This window comes from Solimicrobium silvestre, from assembly GCF_002976435.1.
GTDB classification, from domain to species: Bacteria; Pseudomonadota; Gammaproteobacteria; order Burkholderiales; family Burkholderiaceae_D; genus Solimicrobium; species Solimicrobium silvestre.
This window is the reverse complement of sequence record NZ_PUGF01000002.1, coordinates 42,840-59,630: the sequence shown is the minus strand read 5'-3', so window position 1 is coordinate 59,630 and position 16,791 is coordinate 42,840. Positions and strand designations below refer to the sequence as shown.

The window sequence follows — 16,791 nt, the reverse complement described above, 5'->3', positions numbered from 1 at the left end:
ATAACAATGTCATCCGCAACTAAAGTAGGCCACCTGATACACGGTGAACTAGTCACCACTGGCTCGCGCTCGCAGCCCATTTACAACCCCGCCACCGGCGAAGCCACCAAACAGGTTATGTTGGCCGATGCGGAGACCATGGAAGCCGCTATCGCTTCTGCACACGCCGCATTTCCGGCTTGGCGCAATACCCCGGCGCTAAAACGCGCTCAGGTAATGGGACGTCTTAAAGTGTTATTGGAACAAAACGCAGAGCAGATTTGCCAACTGATTACCGATGAACACGGTAAGGTTTTAAACGATGCGCAAGGAGAATTGCAGCGCGGGATAGAAAACGTGGAATACGCAAGTTACGCGCCAGAATTACTAAAAGGCGAGCACAGCAAAAACGTCGGCCCATCGATAGATAGCTGGAGCGAATTCCAGCCGTTAGGTGTTACTGCCGGTATTACTCCATTCAACTTTCCTGCCATGGTTCCGCTCTGGATGTGGCCAATGGCAGTTGCTTGCGGCAATACCTTCATTTTAAAACCGTCGGAACGTGATCCGTCTTCTACGTTATTAATCGCACAATTAGCCTTACAAGCCGGCTTGCCGAAAGGCGTATTAAACGTCGTCAACGGCGACAAGGTAGCGGTCGATGCAATTCTCACCGATCCACGGATTCAAGCTGTCAGTTTTGTTGGTTCAACCCCGATTGCCGAATATATTTACAGCACCGGCTGCGCACACGGCAAACGTGTTCAAGCTTTGGGCGGCGCAAAAAATCATTCCGTCGTCATGCCGGACGCCGACATTAACAACGCGGTTTCGGCCTTAATGGGCGCCGCCTTTGGTTCTTGCGGTGAACGCTGCATGGCGATTCCTTTGGTGGTTGCCGTTGGCGACGCCACGGCAGATGCCTTAATTGCCGGCTTAAAAACTGAAATCGCCAAAATGAAAGTCGGCCCGGGTACCGACATCAGCAACGACATGGGCCCACTCATCACCAAGCCGCATTTTGATAAAGTGTCTGACTATGTGGCAATCGGTGTCGCTGAAGGCGCCGATTTGGTGGTCGACGGGCGCGGCCTTAAAGTTGCCGGTCATGAGCAAGGTTATTTCTTGGGTGCCTGCCTGTTTGACAATGTAAAACCGGGCATGCGGATTTATCAGGAGGAAATCTTCGGTCCGGTGTTAGGTATCGTCCGGGTGACTAGCTTAGAAGCAGCGATGGCGTTAATTAACGCCCACGAATACGGTAACGGTACTTGTATCTTCACGCGTGACGGCGAAGCGGCACGTTATTTCAGCGACCATATTCAAGTCGGCATGGTAGGTATTAACGTAGCTTTGCCAGTACCCGTTGCTTACCATTCCTTCGGCGGCTGGAAGCGTTCCCTGTTTGGCGATTTACACGCTTACGGCCCGGACGCGGTGCGTTTTTATACCAAACGTAAAACCATTACACAACGTTGGCCTAGTGCCGGTGTGCGGGAAGGTACTACGTTTAGTTTTCCGACGAATCGTTAATGTTTATAAAAGTGGGCACTTTTTTTCGATTTTAGCCAAATAGTTCACTATGTGAGCCGATTGAAACCAAGCGCAAAATAGTTGCATCGGGCTTTTCATAAACAAGCAGCAAATCTGGCTTTATATGACATTCCCGATAGCTCGACAGTTTTCCACTCAGTGCATGATCACGGTTTTTTGTTGGGAGCGGCAAGTCAACTATCAGCAACTTTAAAACTGCATGAAGTAAAGCGTTAACATCTTTATGTTGCGGAGTAGCGCTCACACGCTTATAGGCACGTTTAAACGATGCGGAATCTTTAATCGTCCGCATTGAGATAATTCATAAAGCTATCAACAGTCTCAAAACTTTGTCCAGAATCAGGCTCAGTTATGGCTTGACGAAGAGCAGCACTAGGCACTTTCACATCAAAGGGCAGTTTTTGTTCATCAGCGATACGCAGCATCAACATGCGAATCGCATCCGAAATCGTCAGCCCCATCGCTTCTAACGCGTCGGCAGCACGCTCTTTGGTCGCGGTATCAATACGGGCACGAACCACGGATGCTCCAGCTGTTGTAGGCATATAAGCTCCTGACAATGAATGATTTCGTCCCTATTGTAGCTACAACAGAACTACAAAGCAATGCAAAAACCTTCATAACAGAAGCCTATTCCTCCACATCCAATGCCAAAGTTTCTTTAATCTCTTCCATCACCACATAACTTTTCGACTGCGCTGCGCCGGGCAGTTGCAGCAAAATATCGCCAAGTAATTTTCGGTATTCACTCATCTCATGAATCCGCGCTTTGATGATGTAATCAAAATCGCCCGATACCAGATGGCATTCCAGCACTTGTGGAATGCGTAATACTTCGCGGCGGAACTGATCGAACATTTCGCCAGATTTATTGCTCAGTGTAATTTGCACAAACATCAGCAGCGAAGCACCTAACGCGGCCGGATTTAGGCGCGCATAATAACCACTAATAATTCCGTCGCGCTCCATCCTTTTAACTCGCTCAATGCAGGGAGTAATAGAAAGCCCGACTTGTTCGCCGAGGTCTTTCATCGATAGGCGGCCATCTTTTTGCAATAACGACAAAATTCGACGATCTAACTTATCTAAAGCACGTACCGTATTTTTTTGTATTCGCATGATTATTCACTGAAAATTACATTGTTTTCGCCAACAAAAACTAGCTACCTAGCACTAATATAGCGGAAATTAAGTATAACTTCTAGTTTGGAGACAAGTATGCGTGTAGTTATTCTCGGTAGCGGTGTAATTGGTGTCACCAGTGCCTATTATCTGGCCTTGGCCGGACATGAAGTGACCGTATTAGATCGCCAAACCGGCCCGGCACTGGAAACCAGTTTTGCCAATGCCGGACAAATTTCACCGGGCTACGCGGCTCCTTGGGCCGCACCTGGCGTTCCGCTTAAAGCGCTTAAATGGATGCTGCAAGAACATGCACCGTTATCTATCGCGCCAGACGGGACCATGTTCCAACTGCGCTGGATGTGGCAAATGCTGATCAATTGCAGTGTGTCGCATTACGCTGTTAACAAACAACGCATGGTGCATTTGGCAGAATACAGCCGCGACTGTTTTAAAGATTTGCGCGCTGCCACCAATATTCAATACGAAGGCCGCCAGCAAGGCACCTTGCAACTATTTCGCACCGACGAGCAATACGATTCTGCGCAAAAAGATATCGCCGTTTTAAAACAGGCTGGCGTGCCTTACGAATTGTTAAGTGCAGCACAATTAGCCGACGCAGAACCTGCGCTGGCAGCGGTCAAAGACAAACTCAAAGGTGGTTTGCGCTTACCTAACGATGAAACCGGCGACTGCCAATTATTCACCACCACCTTGTCAAACATGGCGGAAAAATTAGGCGTTCAATTCCGTTACGGTGTCAGCATAGATGCCTTGAATATGGCCGGTGGGAAAATCGCCAGCGTTCAGTGCGGTAGTGAAATTGTGATTGCCGATGCATATGTAGTGGCGCTAGGTTCTTACTCAACCAATTTCTTGCGTGGTATTTTGGATATTCCGGTTTATCCGGTCAAAGGCTATTCCATTACCGTGCCGATTATTGACGCAGCCAAAGCACCTGTTTCTACCATTCTGGATGAGACCTACAAAATCGCCATCACACGTTTTGATAATCGGATTCGGGTTGGCGGCATGGCTGAATTAGTCGGCTTTAATACCAAGCTTAAGGCAAAACGTCAGGCCACTCTAGAAATGGTATTGAACGATTTGTTCCCCGGCGCAGGTGACTTAGAACACGATAGTTTTTGGACTGGCTTGCGTCCAATGACACCCGATGGCACACCATTAGTTGGTGCTACCAAAGTGCCTAACCTATTTTTAAATACCGGTCACGGCACATTAGGCTGGACGATGTCTTGCGGTTCTGGCAGTGTATTAGCGGATATTATTTCGGGTAAAAATCCAGCCATTGATGCGAGTGAATTGAATTTGACGCGCTATACGTAAATGCAATCGCATTGCTAAGTGCTCTATATAAATTAAGCCCCAAGGGGCTTTTTTTTTTGATTTAAATCAGATCAAACTACTCTTACTCGAATCCCGCCCAACCCGGCTATCCCGCCTTCCAGCACATCACCAACCAGCACCGCGCCAACGCCTTCTGGCGTTCCGGTCATGATTAAATCACCGGGCTTCAGTTCAAAATAGCTGGATAAATGGCTGATGATTTCAGGGACTGACCACGTCATTTGATCAATATTGCTGCGTTGTTTATCGCTGCCATTTACTTTCAAATAAATCGCGGCCTTATTTATATTTAATAAACCGACTTGGTCCACTGGGTACAAATTACCAATAGGCGCGGAATGGTCAAAGGCTTTGCCGATTTCCCAAGGCTTGCCTTTGTCTTTCATTTGGCCTTGCAAATCACGGCGCGTCATATCCAATCCGACGGCATAACCCCACACATGCGCATTAGCCTGCGCCACAGGAATATCACGTCCGGCTTTGCCTATCGCTACCACTAATTCGATCTCATGATGAAAGTTCGTAGTAACACCAGGATAAGCTAATTCCAGGGTTTGCCCGTCGGTAATGGGCGTTACCGCGTTAGCTGGTTTGCAAAAGAAAAACGGTGCTTCACGTGTCGGGTCAGAGCCCATTTCCCGGGCATGCGCTGCATAATTGCGGCCTACGCAGTACACACGGCGTACCGCAAATAGATCAGAACTTGCCGCTACTTTTAATGCCGTGACCGCTTCCGGTGGGAAAATATAAGACATGATTTACTCCTGAAAGTGAATTTTTACCTTGTTTTTACGCTTTTAATATTTCCCCATACTTTTTAGAAATTTAACGCATTATTCAAATTCTATAAAGAAGTATGCTGAAATACAATTCCAGTTTTTTTCAACACAACTCATTTCTCCTTCAATGCCCGCCGATAACTAATTGCCTCGGCAATATGCGCGCGCTGGATCTGTTCGATCTGCTCTAAATCGGCAATGCTACGCGCAACTTTTAACACCCGATGATACGATCGTGCCGACCAGTTTAATCGGTTCATGGCGTTGTGCAAGAGCTGCTTCCCCTCTGCATCCGGGTCGCAAAACTGTTCAATCTCAACCGTATTCAGCATATTATTGGCTTTGCCCTGTCTGGCTAATTGAAGATCAAAAGCACGTTCTACCCGCGCTTGAATCTGTTCACTGGCTTCGCCATCCGCCTGCTTAATTAAATCCGCATGCGGCAATGAGCCGACCTGAATTTGCATGTCGATGCGATCCAATAAAGGCCCGGAAATTTTTCCTTGGTAGCGCGCCACCACATCGGGACTGCAATGACACTTACCGTTAACGTGACCTAAATAACCGCAAGGGCATGGATTCATGGCCGCGATTAACTGAAACCGCGCCGGAAAATCAGCCTGTCGCGCTGCGCGTGAAATGGTAATCCGGCCTGACTCCAACGGTTCGCGCAATACCTCCAATACACGCCTGTCGAACTCCGGCAATTCATCTAAAAATAATACCCCGCGATGTGCCAGCGAAATTTCACCCGGACGCGGCGTTCCGCCACCACCGACTAACGCCACGGCCGACGCAGTATGATGAGGACTTCTAAACGGACGCACCTTCCATTGAGCAAGCGAGAAACCCTGCGTGAGCGATTGCACCGCCGCCGCTTCCAACGCTTCGATGTCATTCATGCTAGGTAAAATTCCAGAGAAACGACTGGCTAACATAGACTTCCCAGTCCCAGGCGGGCCGATTAAAAGTACGCTATGCAAACCGCAAGCAGCCACTTCCAAAGCGCGTTTGGCAAGCAGCTGGCCTTTAACTTCGGAAAAATCGGAATAGTGAGGACGTCTAATTTGCGGACTAGGAGTGTGCCGCGTCAGCCGTGCTTCTGCACTATGCGCCGCAAAGTGGGCAGCAACTTGAAGCAATGAATCGGCGGGGTAAATATGCGCCTGCTCCACCAGCGCCGCTTCATCGGCATTAGCTCTGGGAAGAATAAAAGCGATTTTTTTCGCCACATTTTTAGCGGCGCCATCATTACACATGGCAAACGTCATCGCCAGCGCGCCACGTATCGGGCGCAACTCACCGGACAACGATAACTCTCCGGCGAATTCATAGTGATTCAATGTGTCAGCTGGGATTTGCTCTGAAGCGGCCAAAATACCTAATGCAATCGGCAAATCAAAGCGACCTGATTCTTTCGGTAAATCAGCGGGTGCCAAATTGACGGTAATGCGCCGGTTTGGGAATTCAAACCGGCTATTTTGCAATGCGGCGCGCACCCGATCTTTCGCTTCTTTTACTTCCGCTTCGGGCAAACCGACAATCGTAAAACTTGGCAAACCATTCGCCAGATGTACTTCTACGGTGACTTCCGGTGCATCCATGCCGGATAAAGCCCGGCTTTTTAATACCGCTAAGCTCACATCTATTCCCGCGCCTGATTTTCCAATTCCATCACACGAGCTTCCAGTGCTTCTAATTTGGCGCGGGTTTTAGCGAGTATTTGTGCCTGAATATCAAACTCTTCACGCGTCACTAAATCCAATTTTGCAAAGCCTTGGCTCATCATTGCTTTGACATTTTTTTCTAAATCTTTAGCTGGTGATTTTTCTAGCGCTTCATTGATTTTGGACTGGATGTCATTAAAAATTTGGTTCATGTTGTGCTCCATGCGGGTGAATAAGGTAAGAATTACTTAAATAAGATGCCCTAATCTTAACGCATTGTTATTTAAAGTTGAGAGAAATTCACTCTTGACATAAAAAAGCTGGATTGGATTCGTATCTAAAAATTTTAAACTCTTTTCGCAAAATTAACAAAACCGCCAACAATATGCAGCAAAAGCCGAGAACCGGATTTTGATGCGAAACAATTCAAAAAGACAGCCGGGCTTTTTGAATAGAAAAATTTAGTAAAAAAATCTCAACCCACGTCAATAAAGACATTAAATACAACATACAAGCCATTCCAACCACTGCCGCTGAAACGCAAACTCGGGGAAGGTAGGCGGTTTTAAGATCCGAATGCAAACTTTGCGTAGGGCGGATTACTTCTTACCATTCAACTCTTGTCTATGTCCTATTTAGGGCATAGACAAGGTGTAAATATTGCTTTAGTCTGCGCTGTTGCAAATTGGCAATTATATGAAATCTGTCCAAATTGGAGATTTCATTGTGGAATACTTTATTTTAAATATGAGAAAAATATGAAACGTATCGTGGGAATTTTCATCGCAGCAATGGTCGTATTACTAACAGGATGTGCTTCAGTGCCAATGGCATCTCTAGCTCAAGATTCTAAAGCTAAAGAATTTACCCCTGATCAAAACAAAGCATCTCTTTACATTTATCGTAATGAAACCATTGGTGCGGCAATATCGATGCCTGTCTCAGTTAACGGTGCAACTATTGGAGAAACAGCATCCAAAACCTATTTTCAATTAGATTTATTACCTGGCGCATATAACCTTAAATCAGAAGCAGAAAATGATTCGAATCTCGCACTGACGCTGATCGCTGGCAAAAATTATTTTGTATGGCAAGAAGTAAAAATGGGCATTTTTTCCGCAAGAAATAAATTACAGCTAGTAGACGATGAAACTGGGCGCGCTGGAGTAACAGAATCGAAGTTAATTTTAATATCCTCTTCCGCTTATAAAACACCCGCCGTTAATCAACACGACGATAAAACCCCGTTGGCAGTAGTCGCACCAATGGTAGCAAGTGCGCCTATTACAACGATCGCAGCAGATGCAACAGTAGCAACAAACGTTCAACAATCCATTCCTTCGAGTCCATTAAGCTCTGATCCGGTAGCAGCAAAAAAGGTTGAATTCAACTTTGGACAATCATCGATTACAGTCGAAAAAATGGCTAAGCAGCAAAATTGTAATCCAGGTGTGGGAGCCAACCTGATTTCCAAGAATGGGGTTGAAGAACAATATAGCGTTAAGTGCAGCGACGGCCGGGAATTAAAAGCTCAATGCGAATATAGACAATGTGCATTTACAACGCAAAATACACCTGTCGCGGCTGTTACGCCTGTAGCGCCCGTTGCCGTTATTTCCACAGTAACCATCGCTCCTTCCACAGCTCAGGCAGCACCAACGACATCAGTAACACTAGCTACTAATAGTTCAATTCCTGCCAGCGATAATTCAAATGCAGTTATTTCAACGCCAGTTGCTACGCAAAATACAGCTCCAGAACCTGTAATGGAAGCGCCACAACCTGAAAAACAACTCAATATTGTTTTAGGCCTTGGCCTTACAGCAGGTGGCGATAATTTAGAAACGACCACTTATACCAACGGTTCAACATCATCGATTCATGCCGGTAGTGGTGTACAGTTTTTGACTGGCTTGGATTATAGAATCAACGACTCTTTTTCTGTTCAAGGAACGGTCGGTTTTCAAGATATGGTTAGCGCCGCACGTAATGGCAATGTAAGTTTTACACGTTTTCCAATTGAACTCTTGGGCTATTACTCGTTGAATAAATCATGGCGCATCGGCGGCGGGGTCCGTTTTGTTCAAGATCCAACACTGAGTGGTAACGGTATAGGCTCAAATATTTCTGTGGATTTTAATAATACTGTTGGTAGTGTTTTGGAAGTTGAATATTTGGCAAATAAACATCTTGGATTTAAATTTAGAGCAGTTAAAGAAAGCTTTACCGCAGTTGGGCAAACAGAATCAGTGAACGGAGATCAATTCGGTTTCTTTACTAACTTTTATTTCTAATAATCAACTTGGGCTGGGTAAGCCTAACATTCTTACATCTGAGGATGAAATGTTAGTCTTGATCCCAGCCCTTGATCAGAATGCGCCATCGGCTGAGCTTGGTTGATTTTAATTCAGCTTGTCGGTAGCGCCTCCTGATTCGGGCGTGATGAGCGGCTTAGGTTCCGGTTCCGGAATCACCAATTTGCGAAATATGCCGCCATTCGCAACACTACCTGATACCGTTCCTTCCCCGCGCATCCGACGCTCACACGCCTGACGATCTTCAGATTCAAACACCTGACAGCGCAGCTCCGCATTTTTTTGATATTGCGCGCCAGCATCGTCAAGTCGACCTTGCTTTGCCTGCATCAACGCGGCATTCGCTTCTTTAAGACATGTTTCCTTATCTTCATTCGAGCGGCCATTGAGGCAATTTGCATGTTCGATCTGGTAGCGCTCTGCTGCTTCGGTCATTTTATGTTGAGCGGCTGCGGGCCAACTCAATAAAGCCATGCTGCAAAAAAACGTCAGATATGCGATCCCCCGTACTGTATTTCGCGAGAGATTACCTTTGTGTTGAGGAATGCGTTCCGCTGTGATTGAGATATTCATGATGATTTCCCTCCTTAGTAAGCTAAGTATAGGTAGCGAATATCTCTGCGGTCTGTTCGCCAGGACACCCAAGGATGTTTTGAATACCAGCTTTTAAGAACCCCGACAGCCGCAATTCTTTAGCAGCATAATTCCGCACAACAATGGTGCGCTTTTCTTTATGAAATCGCTCATGCGCCTCGATCTGGTGCGACGCACTCCCATTCAGTCAATGTGGCAGCTTATTATCGATGGCATGAGACTTGCTGATACACAGATGAAACTATTCCAAGTTTGGTGCTTCTCGCATCCGACATATTCTAACGAGGCATGTATGAAACTGATTACAGCAATCATCAAACCATTTAAGTTGGACGAGGTGCGCGAGGCTTTATCGGGTATCGGCGTACAAGGTATTACGGTTACCGAAGTCAAAGGCTTTGGGCGTCAAAAGGGGCACACAGAACTGTATCGTGGCGCAGAATATGTGGTGGATTTTTTACCAAAAACTAAAATCGAAGCTGCTGTCGATGATGCACTGGTGGAGCGCGTAGTGGAAGCAATAGAAACAGCTGCCCGTACAGGAAAAATTGGCGATGGGAAAATTTTTGTCTATGCGCTGGAACAAGTGGTGCGGATACGTACCGGCGAAACCGGCAACGATGCCTTGTAAGGGAAAAACATGAAAAATTTATTTACCCACACCGTCGTCGGCCTGGTTGCCGCTCTTTGTTTCGTCGGTAACGCTGCCGCGCAAGAAAAAGTAACTCCTGCCACTGCCGCCAGCGTATCTGCATCGGCTACAGCACCAGCTGCCACACCAACAGCACTCACTACTGTCGCTGCGACTCCGGCAGTAGCAACAGTAGCGGCGGCGGCACCAACACCCAACAAAGGCGACACCGCCTGGATGATGGTGGCGACCTTGTTAGTTATTTTAATGACGATACCTGGCTTAGCCTTGTTTTATGGCGGTTTAGTGCGCTCCAAAAATATGCTATCGATTTTGATCCAGGTATTCATGATTTTTGCGGTCATTATTGTTTTATGGTGCATCTATGGTTATTCGCTGGCATTTACGGAAGGCGGCTCCTTTATCGGCTCGCTGACCGGCCCAGATAGCCGCATGTTTTTGAATGGTATTTTTGACCCGGCCAAAGGCACGTTTGCTACCGTCGCGACCTTCAGTAAAGGTGTTGTGATTCCTGAGTTTGTGTACGTGGCATTTCAAGGCACGTTCGCTGCCATTACTTGCGGCTTAATCATCGGCGCGTTTGCCGAACGCGCCAAGTTTGCGGCGGTACTATTGTTTGTTGTGTTGTGGTTTACCTTCTCTTATTTACCAATTGCGCACATGGTTTGGTTCTGGCCTGGTCCTGATGGCATTAAAGATGCCGCTTCGTTGGCATTTGAAACAGCTAAAGGTGGTTGGTTGTGGCAAAAAGGTGCGTTAGATTTTGCGGGCGGAACTGTCGTGCATATTAACGCGGCAGTTGCGGGCATAGTCGGTGCTTACATGATTGGACGTCGGGTTGGCTACGGTAAAGAATCGATGGCGCCGCATTCATTAACCATGACTATGATTGGTGCATCGTTGTTATGGGTAGGCTGGTTTGGATTTAATGCCGGTTCTGCTTTAGAAGCTGGTGATATTGCCGCGTTAGCCTTTATTAATACCTTGTTAGCCACTGCCGCCGCCTCGGTTGCTTGGGTGTTCGGTGAATGGCTCGTCAAAGGTAAGCCATCTATGTTGGGAGGTGCTTCGGGTGCGGTTGCAGGTTTGGTGGCGATTACCCCGGCGTGCGGTTTTGTGGGACCAATGGGCGCGTTAATTATGGGGCTGCTCGCTGGACTAATCTGCTTATGGGGCGTTAATGGATTAAAGCGCTTGCTTGGTGCGGATGATTCTTTAGACGTTTTTGGGGTGCATGGTGTCGGTGGTATTTTGGGTGCCCTATTAACCGGCGTATTCGCTTCGCCAGCACTTGGCGGGCAAGGTATTTTTGATTACGTCACCAACAAAATGTCGGCCGATCCGTACAGTATTGTTTCTCAAGTGATTATCCAAGGTGAAGCCGTATTAACGACCGTACTCTGGTCAGGGCTGGTATCGGTAATAGCTTACAAACTGGTTGATTTGATGATCGGTTTACGGGTTCCTGAAGATGAAGAACGCGAAGGTTTGGATATTACTAGCCACGGTGAATCGGCTTATCACGCATAATTAAAATCAACGTAGTTTGCTGTACTTTGCTTAATAGGCACTTCCCAAAGTTAGTTGGGAAGTGTTTTTTTATTGCCATTGAATTAAATAAACGTGTATTATTTTCATGTTTTTATATTAATAAATACGGACATGAAAATAAAATTACAGCAGCTAGCGCGTCAGAATGGTCAACATGCCGCAATTAAAGCAAAAAGAGTAGCGATTATTTTAACGCTTCCCGTGCGCGATGCAGTCAGTCAGCGCTGGCTAAAAATGGAAGCGTTAAGAGTTGCAAAAACTGTTGAGTATCATTTGCGGCAAGCTAACTTGATCGGACAGTTAATTGAGCGTATGGATGAAAAAATCCGCTTGCAACATCAATATCCTGACCGTGCTTTTAAGATCAATTTACCTTACGCACCAAATTAATTAAGTGCTGAGGGCAAACCAGCAATCACTTTATTCTGCCAGCCGCTCGCCGTTGCTGGCCGCCAAAGCAAGTAGCATTCTTCTACGCACTCATAGGAACAATCCACCACTTTCAAGCGTATCAAACCCGGTTCCTGTATTGCAAAATCAGGTAAATAAGCCAGCGCCTGATTAGAGCGCACCAGCGTCATTAGCAGTTGCAAGTCTTCCAGCCAAAACCGGATTTTTCTGGGCAACATATCATCACGCCAACCATCTGAACGCGCGCCCCTTGCTACGCCACAAAATAAAGAACGATCAGGGCAGGCAAAGTCATGTTGCAAAACCTGTTCGGTGGTTACCGTCCAACTTGCCGTTGCTGTATTTGCAGCGTGCTTAGTGGTTTGTTTAGTGGCTTGCTGCAAAAGCGGGTGTGACAAACCGGCGGCCAATTGCATCGTCATACGGCCCAAAGCAATTGCTTCCAGTCCGGCGGGTAAAGTAGTCGCTACCGCCACACCTGTTACCAGCGCAAAATCTGCTTCGCCCCGCGTTAATGCCGCCATCGCCGCATCTTCAAATTGAGCTGCGAAAGTGACTCCACTACCGGGAAAAGAACTCTGCAACAGGTCAGAAAGAGTCGGACCATAACGCCATTGCAGCAAAGCCGGCCCGACAATCCGGCAATGTAAATGCTGACGTGCGCCGCGAAACTCCGCCTGCGTTAAGTCCGCCAATGCAACCAATTGCATGGCACGCTCACGTAATTGCTCACCTTGCAGATTCAAGCGCAACCGCTTGCCGACCCGATCAAACAACGGGGTATTTAACGCGGCCTCCAAACGCCGTATCGACTTGGAAAGTGCAGATGGACTTTGATGTAACTCGTCAGCGGCATTGCGAATGTTGGCAGTGCGTGCCACCACTAAAAAAGAACGAAGCTCGTTTATTTCCATTTTCTTTCCATATTATTTCCATTTGAATAACCCGGCATTTAAGTCCAAAAAGTGCACAACAATGGATTTTAAGTTGCTTATTAGTAGACAGCAAGAGGAATAGAATAGGGACTTATTCTTGTTCAGGATGCCATCATGTCAGCTACCTCACTTACTACCTTGCCTGCCACAATCACTAACTCGCAATGGATTTACTTGCGTCATCCAGACGGCATTGTGGGCCCTGAACATTATGAATTACGTACGCAAACTCTGGCTACCGAACTCTCGGCGGGCGAAGTGCTGGTTGAAAGCCATTACCTCAGCGTTGATCCTTATATGCGGATTAACCAATCGTTAAAGCCTACTTACAATGAATTACCGCACGCGCTAAATACGGTGCAATCGGCCGGTGTTGTGGCACGGGTATTGTCTTCTTCAGTGCCACATTTGGCAGCCGGTGATTGGGTTGAAGGGATGATCGGCTGGCAAACCCATGCGCGGATTCATCACAGCATGTTGCGCAAATTAGACCCTGCAGTGGCTCCCGTCAGTACTGCTTTAGGAGTACTGGGCATGCCAGGGCGCACGGCCTGGTTTGGTTTAACCGAATCCGGCCGGCCACATGCCGGCGAAGTAGTGGTGGTGTCCGGTGCGGCGGGTGCCGTCGGCTCCTTAGTCGCTCAATTTGCCAAACGCCACGGCTGCAAAGTACTGGGGATTGCCGGGGGAGCCGCAAAATGTGACTGGTTGCGTGACAATTTGGGACTGGATTGGGCAGTCGATTACAAAGCGCATCACAGTGCTGAAGCCTTGTCGGCACAGATCAAACAACTGACTGGCGGTGTTGACGTTTATTTTGATAATGTCGGCGGCATGGTAACGGACGCCATCATTCCACTAATTAACCGCCGCGCCAGAATTGTGATTTGCGGATCTATCAGCCAGTATTCCGGCGGCTTAGATCAGCCTGAACTAGGGCCACGTTTTTTACACCACATGCTGTATCAGCGCGCCACGATTCAAGGCATGTTGGCGCGCGATTATGTTCATAGAATGGATGAAATGCAGCGCATCGTCGGGCCGATGGTAACCGCCGGCCAGATCGTGTTTGAAGAAACCATTGTGCAAGGTTTTGAGTTGTTGCCCGCCACCTTGAATAGTTTATTTACCGGCGACCATCGCGGGAAATTATTGGTGCAGATATGAAGACGAGCCGCATTATTTTAAATTCGATTTCAACATTAAATTTTAGAATATCTTAGTATGCTTTTCATATTTATCATCAAATGGTTTTATATCACTTTGGGCTTAATATATGCCCTCGAAAAAACATTCTTTCATCGACGAGATAGCCATTGAATACGTTATTTTAAAAATAAGGGGGGTTATATAAAAACTGCTGAGTTTACGTTTTCCCCCCTCTATTTCTCTACCGCTTTAGGCATTGCAAACAAAGCCGACGACTCAAGCTCGCAATAATGGCGTGGAAAAACAGTACCATCGTCAACGCTCCCATCAAACTCTCCACGTCATACGACTGTTTGGTAAATGCCGCCAACAAAGATGTATTCATATAAATAAGAATGCATCGACATCGATTTATCAAAAAAATAGTCTCCCATACGAATACCCACTTTGTTTAATATGGATCAGCTTTTATTCAACGATTATTGAATAAAATATCGGTGCAACCTTAATCAGGTCATGTCACCGAGCCTGCCATAGGCTGGATCTAAACCTTTAGGGAATCAAGGGAAACTATGAACTCCACTTCAACTACTTTAGTCGGTAAAAAAGGTCTGATCATCGGCGTAGCGAATGCACACAGCATCGCTTGGGGATGCGCCCAGGCGATGCACAATGCAGGTGCTGAACTTGCTCTGACCTGGCTTAATGAACGTACCCACACGGAGATTCAGCCATTAGCCGAGCAGCTCGGCGCGGCATTGTGCATGCCGCTAGATGTGGAACAAGCGGGACAACTGGAAGCCGTGTTTGAAGCGATTACCCAACAATGGGGCAAGCTCGATTTCGTCGTGCACTCCATCGCCTTCGCACCGCAAAAAGACTTGCATGGACGTGTGGTAGACAGTTCAGCCCAAGGTTTTGCACGCGCGATGGATATCTCGTGCCACTCCTTTATTCGTGTCGCCAAACTCGCCGAACCATTAATGAAAAACGGCGGTAGCCTGCAAACCATGAGCTATTTGGGCGCTGACAGCGTTATTGCCAACTATGGCTTAATGGGGCCGGTTAAGGCGGCACTCGAATCCACGGTACGTTATCTGGCCGCCGAACTGGGGCTTTCCGGCATCCGCGTGAATGCGATTTCCCCCGGTGCGCTGGAAACCCGCGCCGCTTCCGGCATCGCCCACTTTGATCAGTTACTAGATGACGCTAAACAACGTTCACCAATGCGACAACTCACCACCATTCATGAAGTCGGTGCTTTATCCGCATTTTTAGCCTCCGATGCAGCATGTTCAATGACAGGTGGTACTTTATTTGTTGATGGCGGAATGAATATTCTTAATTGAGGCAACGCAGCCCGTTCAATACTCACTCAAACCGACTAAAGCGTCTTGTTTCTAGCCCTGTTGCCGTATTATTAGCACACCGATACCGGAAGGATATTCCATGACCGACCAATCTACACAGTCAACTACAGCACTCATAATGGTGCTCAATTGCGGTTCATCGAGCATCAAATTCGCCCTATTTGAAGCCAGCCAAACATCCTTGCCACGTAAGCCAGTCTGGAGCGGCAAGGTGGACGGCATCACGGGCACCAATCCAACCTGGGATGAAACCGGCGCGGGCACATGCGCATTAACCTTAGATCCGCAACTGCCCTACCATGCCGCCTTGGGCGAAATTCGCACACGCGTCACTGCACGCTTAGCAGGCCGAAAAATTGACGCCATTGCGCATCGGGTGGTACACGGCGGGAATAAATATTTTGCCCCGACCCGTATCAATGCCGACGTTCTGGCCGATCTGAAAAATCTGATTCCACTAGCACCACTGCACCAGCCATTTGCCCTGGAAGCGATTGCCGCACTGCTGGAAAGCCAACCAGAATTGCCACAAATCGCCTGCTTCGATACTGCGTTCCATCACACATTACCAATCGTCGAGCAGATGCTGCCACTCCCTTGGGAAAACTGGGAGCAAGGAATGCGCCGCTATGGTTTTCATGGACTTTCGTATAACTATATGTCGGTGGTCTTAGCTGAACGTTACGGCGAACTGGCACGCGGTCGCACTATCGTCGCTCACATCGGCAGCGGTGCAAGCTTATGCGCCATGCAAAACTTGCAAAGCGTTGCCACCACCATGGGATTTTCAGCATTGGATGGTTTAATGATGGGCACCCGCTGCGGCACGCTTGATCCCGGTGCCGTTTTATATTTAATGGAAATTCGCAAACTCAGCCTGGAACAAGTCGGACATATGCTATATCACGAATCCGGCTTGCTTGGCATTTCCGGAGTCTCAGCCGATACCCGCATATTGTTGCAACAAGAAGCAGGTAACGCACGCGTGCAAGCGGCGTTGCAACTCTATGTTCGCCGCATAGTGCGTGAAATTGGCGCACTCACCGCCGTACTGGGCGGCCTCGACATGCTGGTGTTTACCGCAGGTGTCGGTGAACATAATGCCGAACTCCGCCAGCGGATTTGCACGGCGTTAGGTTATCTTGGGATCAGACTTGAATCAGCGGACAATGAACGTCATGCGGCGGTAATATCCAGCGACGATAGTGGCGTTAAAGTGGTTGTGGAACCAACTAATGAAGAATGGATTGCGGCTTTGGGGGTAACTAAAATGGAACTCTTCTAATTACCCTAGCGCGTAAGTCGGACTGCCAATCTGATGTCATGTCTCGAATCTAAGGATAAA

The 16,791-nt window shown here is 47.6% G+C and carries 18 protein-coding genes; 9 read left to right on the top strand and 9 right to left on the bottom strand.

The genetic code is table 11. The features are described from left to right. Positions 1 to 6: 6 nt before the first annotated feature. Positions 7 to 1,512 (top strand): CoA-acylating methylmalonate-semialdehyde dehydrogenase, encoded by a 1,506-nt coding sequence (locus tag S2091_RS02695; RefSeq protein ID WP_105530261.1) that lies wholly within the window; start codon positions 7 to 9, stop codon positions 1,510 to 1,512. A 31-nt stretch (positions 1,513 to 1,543) separates the two neighbouring features. Here S2091_RS02695 and S2091_RS02690 read toward each other — a convergent pair whose 3' ends face one another. The 3 genes from S2091_RS02690 to S2091_RS02680 form a co-directional block, all read right to left on the bottom strand. Continuing rightward, complete coding sequence (locus S2091_RS02690) at positions 1,544 to 1,825, bottom strand: type II toxin-antitoxin system YafQ family toxin (protein WP_105530260.1); 282 nt, start codon at positions 1,823 to 1,825, stop codon at positions 1,544 to 1,546. Then, positions 1,812 to 2,078, bottom strand: coding sequence for a type II toxin-antitoxin system RelB/DinJ family antitoxin (locus S2091_RS02685; RefSeq protein WP_105530259.1), 267 nt, complete (start codon positions 2,076 to 2,078; stop codon positions 1,812 to 1,814). Before S2091_RS02685 ends, S2091_RS02690 begins: the two co-directional genes overlap by 14 nt. An 85-nt stretch (positions 2,079 to 2,163) precedes the next feature. Beyond that, complete coding sequence (locus S2091_RS02680; protein ID WP_105530258.1) at positions 2,164 to 2,652, bottom strand: Lrp/AsnC ligand binding domain-containing protein; 489 nt, start codon at positions 2,650 to 2,652, stop codon at positions 2,164 to 2,166. A gap of 99 nt (positions 2,653 to 2,751) precedes the next feature. Between S2091_RS02680 and S2091_RS02675 the strand changes: the two genes are divergently transcribed. Beyond that, positions 2,752 to 4,002: a D-amino acid dehydrogenase gene (locus tag S2091_RS02675; RefSeq protein ID WP_105530257.1), complete on the top strand. Its 1,251-nt coding sequence runs from the start codon at positions 2,752 to 2,754 to the stop codon at positions 4,000 to 4,002. Positions 4,003 to 4,073: 71 nt separating this feature from the next. On the opposite strand, the gene S2091_RS02670 is transcribed toward S2091_RS02675, so the two are convergent. From S2091_RS02670 to S2091_RS02660, 3 genes are all read right to left on the bottom strand, one after another. Beyond that, positions 4,074 to 4,778 carry a fumarylacetoacetate hydrolase family protein gene (locus S2091_RS02670; RefSeq protein WP_105530256.1) on the bottom strand — a complete coding sequence of 235 codons (705 nt, stop codon included), beginning with the start codon at positions 4,776 to 4,778 and terminating at the stop codon, positions 4,074 to 4,076. A 137-nt stretch (positions 4,779 to 4,915) separates the two neighbouring features. Then, on the bottom strand, positions 4,916 to 6,445 hold the full coding sequence (locus S2091_RS02665; RefSeq protein ID WP_105530255.1) for a YifB family Mg chelatase-like AAA ATPase: 1,530 nt from the start codon (positions 6,443 to 6,445) through the stop codon (positions 4,916 to 4,918). A 2-nt stretch (positions 6,446 to 6,447) separates the two neighbouring features. Continuing rightward, entirely contained in the window at positions 6,448 to 6,681 is a 234-nt protein-coding gene (locus tag S2091_RS02660) for an accessory factor UbiK family protein (RefSeq protein WP_207769591.1), read from the bottom strand. Positions 6,682 to 7,227: 546 nt separating this feature from the next. Between S2091_RS02660 and S2091_RS02655 the strand changes: the two genes are divergently transcribed. Further along, positions 7,228 to 8,763 carry a DUF2846 domain-containing protein gene (locus tag S2091_RS02655; RefSeq protein WP_105530253.1) on the top strand — a complete coding sequence of 512 codons (1,536 nt, stop codon included), beginning with the start codon at positions 7,228 to 7,230 and terminating at the stop codon, positions 8,761 to 8,763. 108 nt (positions 8,764 to 8,871) lie between these two features. On the opposite strand, the gene S2091_RS02650 is transcribed toward S2091_RS02655, so the two are convergent. Next, complete coding sequence (locus tag S2091_RS02650) at positions 8,872 to 9,357, bottom strand: hypothetical protein (RefSeq protein WP_105530252.1); 486 nt, start codon at positions 9,355 to 9,357, stop codon at positions 8,872 to 8,874. Between the two features lie 313 nt (positions 9,358 to 9,670). Between S2091_RS02650 and S2091_RS02645 the strand changes: the two genes are divergently transcribed. The 3 genes from S2091_RS02645 to S2091_RS02635 all read left to right on the top strand — a co-directional run bounded on the left by S2091_RS02645 (position 9,671) and on the right by S2091_RS02635 (position 11,971). Then, complete coding sequence (locus tag S2091_RS02645) at positions 9,671 to 10,009, top strand: P-II family nitrogen regulator (protein WP_105530251.1); 339 nt, start codon at positions 9,671 to 9,673, stop codon at positions 10,007 to 10,009. Between the two features lie 9 nt (positions 10,010 to 10,018). Next, positions 10,019 to 11,560 carry an ammonium transporter gene (locus S2091_RS02640; protein ID WP_105530250.1) on the top strand — a complete coding sequence of 514 codons (1,542 nt, stop codon included), beginning with the start codon at positions 10,019 to 10,021 and terminating at the stop codon, positions 11,558 to 11,560. A 132-nt stretch (positions 11,561 to 11,692) separates the two neighbouring features. Then, positions 11,693 to 11,971, top strand: a complete 279-nt coding sequence (locus S2091_RS02635) for a hypothetical protein (protein ID WP_133166842.1) — start codon at positions 11,693 to 11,695, stop codon at positions 11,969 to 11,971. Here the strand turns inward: S2091_RS02635 and S2091_RS02630 are convergent. Beyond that, positions 11,968 to 12,906: a LysR family transcriptional regulator gene (locus S2091_RS02630; protein WP_105530248.1), complete on the bottom strand. Its 939-nt coding sequence runs from the start codon at positions 12,904 to 12,906 to the stop codon at positions 11,968 to 11,970. The genes S2091_RS02635 and S2091_RS02630 overlap by 4 nt on opposite strands. Positions 12,907 to 13,041: 135 nt before the next feature. Between S2091_RS02630 and S2091_RS02625 the strand changes: the two genes are divergently transcribed. Next, complete coding sequence (locus tag S2091_RS02625) at positions 13,042 to 14,094, top strand: NADP-dependent oxidoreductase (RefSeq protein ID WP_105530247.1); 1,053 nt, start codon at positions 13,042 to 13,044, stop codon at positions 14,092 to 14,094. 223 nt (positions 14,095 to 14,317) lie between these two features. On the opposite strand, the gene S2091_RS23940 is transcribed toward S2091_RS02625, so the two are convergent. Next, positions 14,318 to 14,461 carry a hypothetical protein gene (locus S2091_RS23940; RefSeq protein ID WP_165794892.1) on the bottom strand — a complete coding sequence of 48 codons (144 nt, stop codon included), beginning with the start codon at positions 14,459 to 14,461 and terminating at the stop codon, positions 14,318 to 14,320. 187 nt (positions 14,462 to 14,648) lie between these two features. On the opposite strand from S2091_RS23940, the gene fabI reads away from it, so the two are divergent. Further along, positions 14,649 to 15,425: an enoyl-ACP reductase FabI gene (fabI, locus tag S2091_RS02620; protein WP_105530246.1), complete on the top strand. Its 777-nt coding sequence runs from the start codon at positions 14,649 to 14,651 to the stop codon at positions 15,423 to 15,425. Positions 15,426 to 15,525: 100 nt separating this feature from the next. Next, positions 15,526 to 16,731, top strand: coding sequence for an acetate/propionate family kinase (locus S2091_RS02615; protein ID WP_105530245.1), 1,206 nt, complete (start codon positions 15,526 to 15,528; stop codon positions 16,729 to 16,731). The last annotated feature ends 60 nt before the right edge of the window (positions 16,732 to 16,791 follow it).

Excerpts from the sequence above, each read along its gene's own strand:
- S2091_RS02635 (WP_133166842.1), top strand. The coding sequence starts at position 11,693 with ATGAAAATAAAATTACAGCAGCTAGCGCGTCAGAATGGTCAACATGCC.
- S2091_RS02630 (WP_105530248.1), bottom strand. The coding sequence starts at position 12,906 with ATGGAAATAAACGAGCTTCGTTCTTTTTTAGTGGTGGCACGCACTGCC.
- S2091_RS02655 (WP_105530253.1), top strand. The coding sequence starts at position 7,228 with ATGAAACGTATCGTGGGAATTTTCATCGCAGCAATGGTCGTATTACTA.
- S2091_RS02690 (WP_105530260.1), bottom strand. The coding sequence starts at position 1,825 with ATGCGGACGATTAAAGATTCCGCATCGTTTAAACGTGCCTATAAGCGT.
- S2091_RS02625 (WP_105530247.1), top strand. The coding sequence starts at position 13,042 with ATGTCAGCTACCTCACTTACTACCTTGCCTGCCACAATCACTAACTCG.
- fabI (WP_105530246.1), top strand. The coding sequence starts at position 14,649 with ATGAACTCCACTTCAACTACTTTAGTCGGTAAAAAAGGTCTGATCATC.
- S2091_RS02650 (WP_105530252.1), bottom strand. The coding sequence starts at position 9,357 with ATGAATATCTCAATCACAGCGGAACGCATTCCTCAACACAAAGGTAAT.
- S2091_RS02685 (WP_105530259.1), bottom strand. The coding sequence starts at position 2,078 with ATGCCTACAACAGCTGGAGCATCCGTGGTTCGTGCCCGTATTGATACC.
- S2091_RS02675 (WP_105530257.1), top strand. The coding sequence starts at position 2,752 with ATGCGTGTAGTTATTCTCGGTAGCGGTGTAATTGGTGTCACCAGTGCC.
- S2091_RS02680 (WP_105530258.1), bottom strand. The coding sequence starts at position 2,652 with ATGCGAATACAAAAAAATACGGTACGTGCTTTAGATAAGTTAGATCGT.
- S2091_RS23940 (WP_165794892.1), bottom strand. The coding sequence starts at position 14,461 with ATGAATACATCTTTGTTGGCGGCATTTACCAAACAGTCGTATGACGTG.
- S2091_RS02640 (WP_105530250.1), top strand. The coding sequence starts at position 10,019 with ATGAAAAATTTATTTACCCACACCGTCGTCGGCCTGGTTGCCGCTCTT.
- S2091_RS02660 (WP_207769591.1), bottom strand. The coding sequence starts at position 6,681 with ATGAACCAAATTTTTAATGACATCCAGTCCAAAATCAATGAAGCGCTA.
- S2091_RS02615 (WP_105530245.1), top strand. The coding sequence starts at position 15,526 with ATGACCGACCAATCTACACAGTCAACTACAGCACTCATAATGGTGCTC.
- S2091_RS02670 (WP_105530256.1), bottom strand. The coding sequence starts at position 4,778 with ATGTCTTATATTTTCCCACCGGAAGCGGTCACGGCATTAAAAGTAGCG.
- S2091_RS02645 (WP_105530251.1), top strand. The coding sequence starts at position 9,671 with ATGAAACTGATTACAGCAATCATCAAACCATTTAAGTTGGACGAGGTG.
- S2091_RS02695 (WP_105530261.1), top strand. The coding sequence starts at position 7 with ATGTCATCCGCAACTAAAGTAGGCCACCTGATACACGGTGAACTAGTC.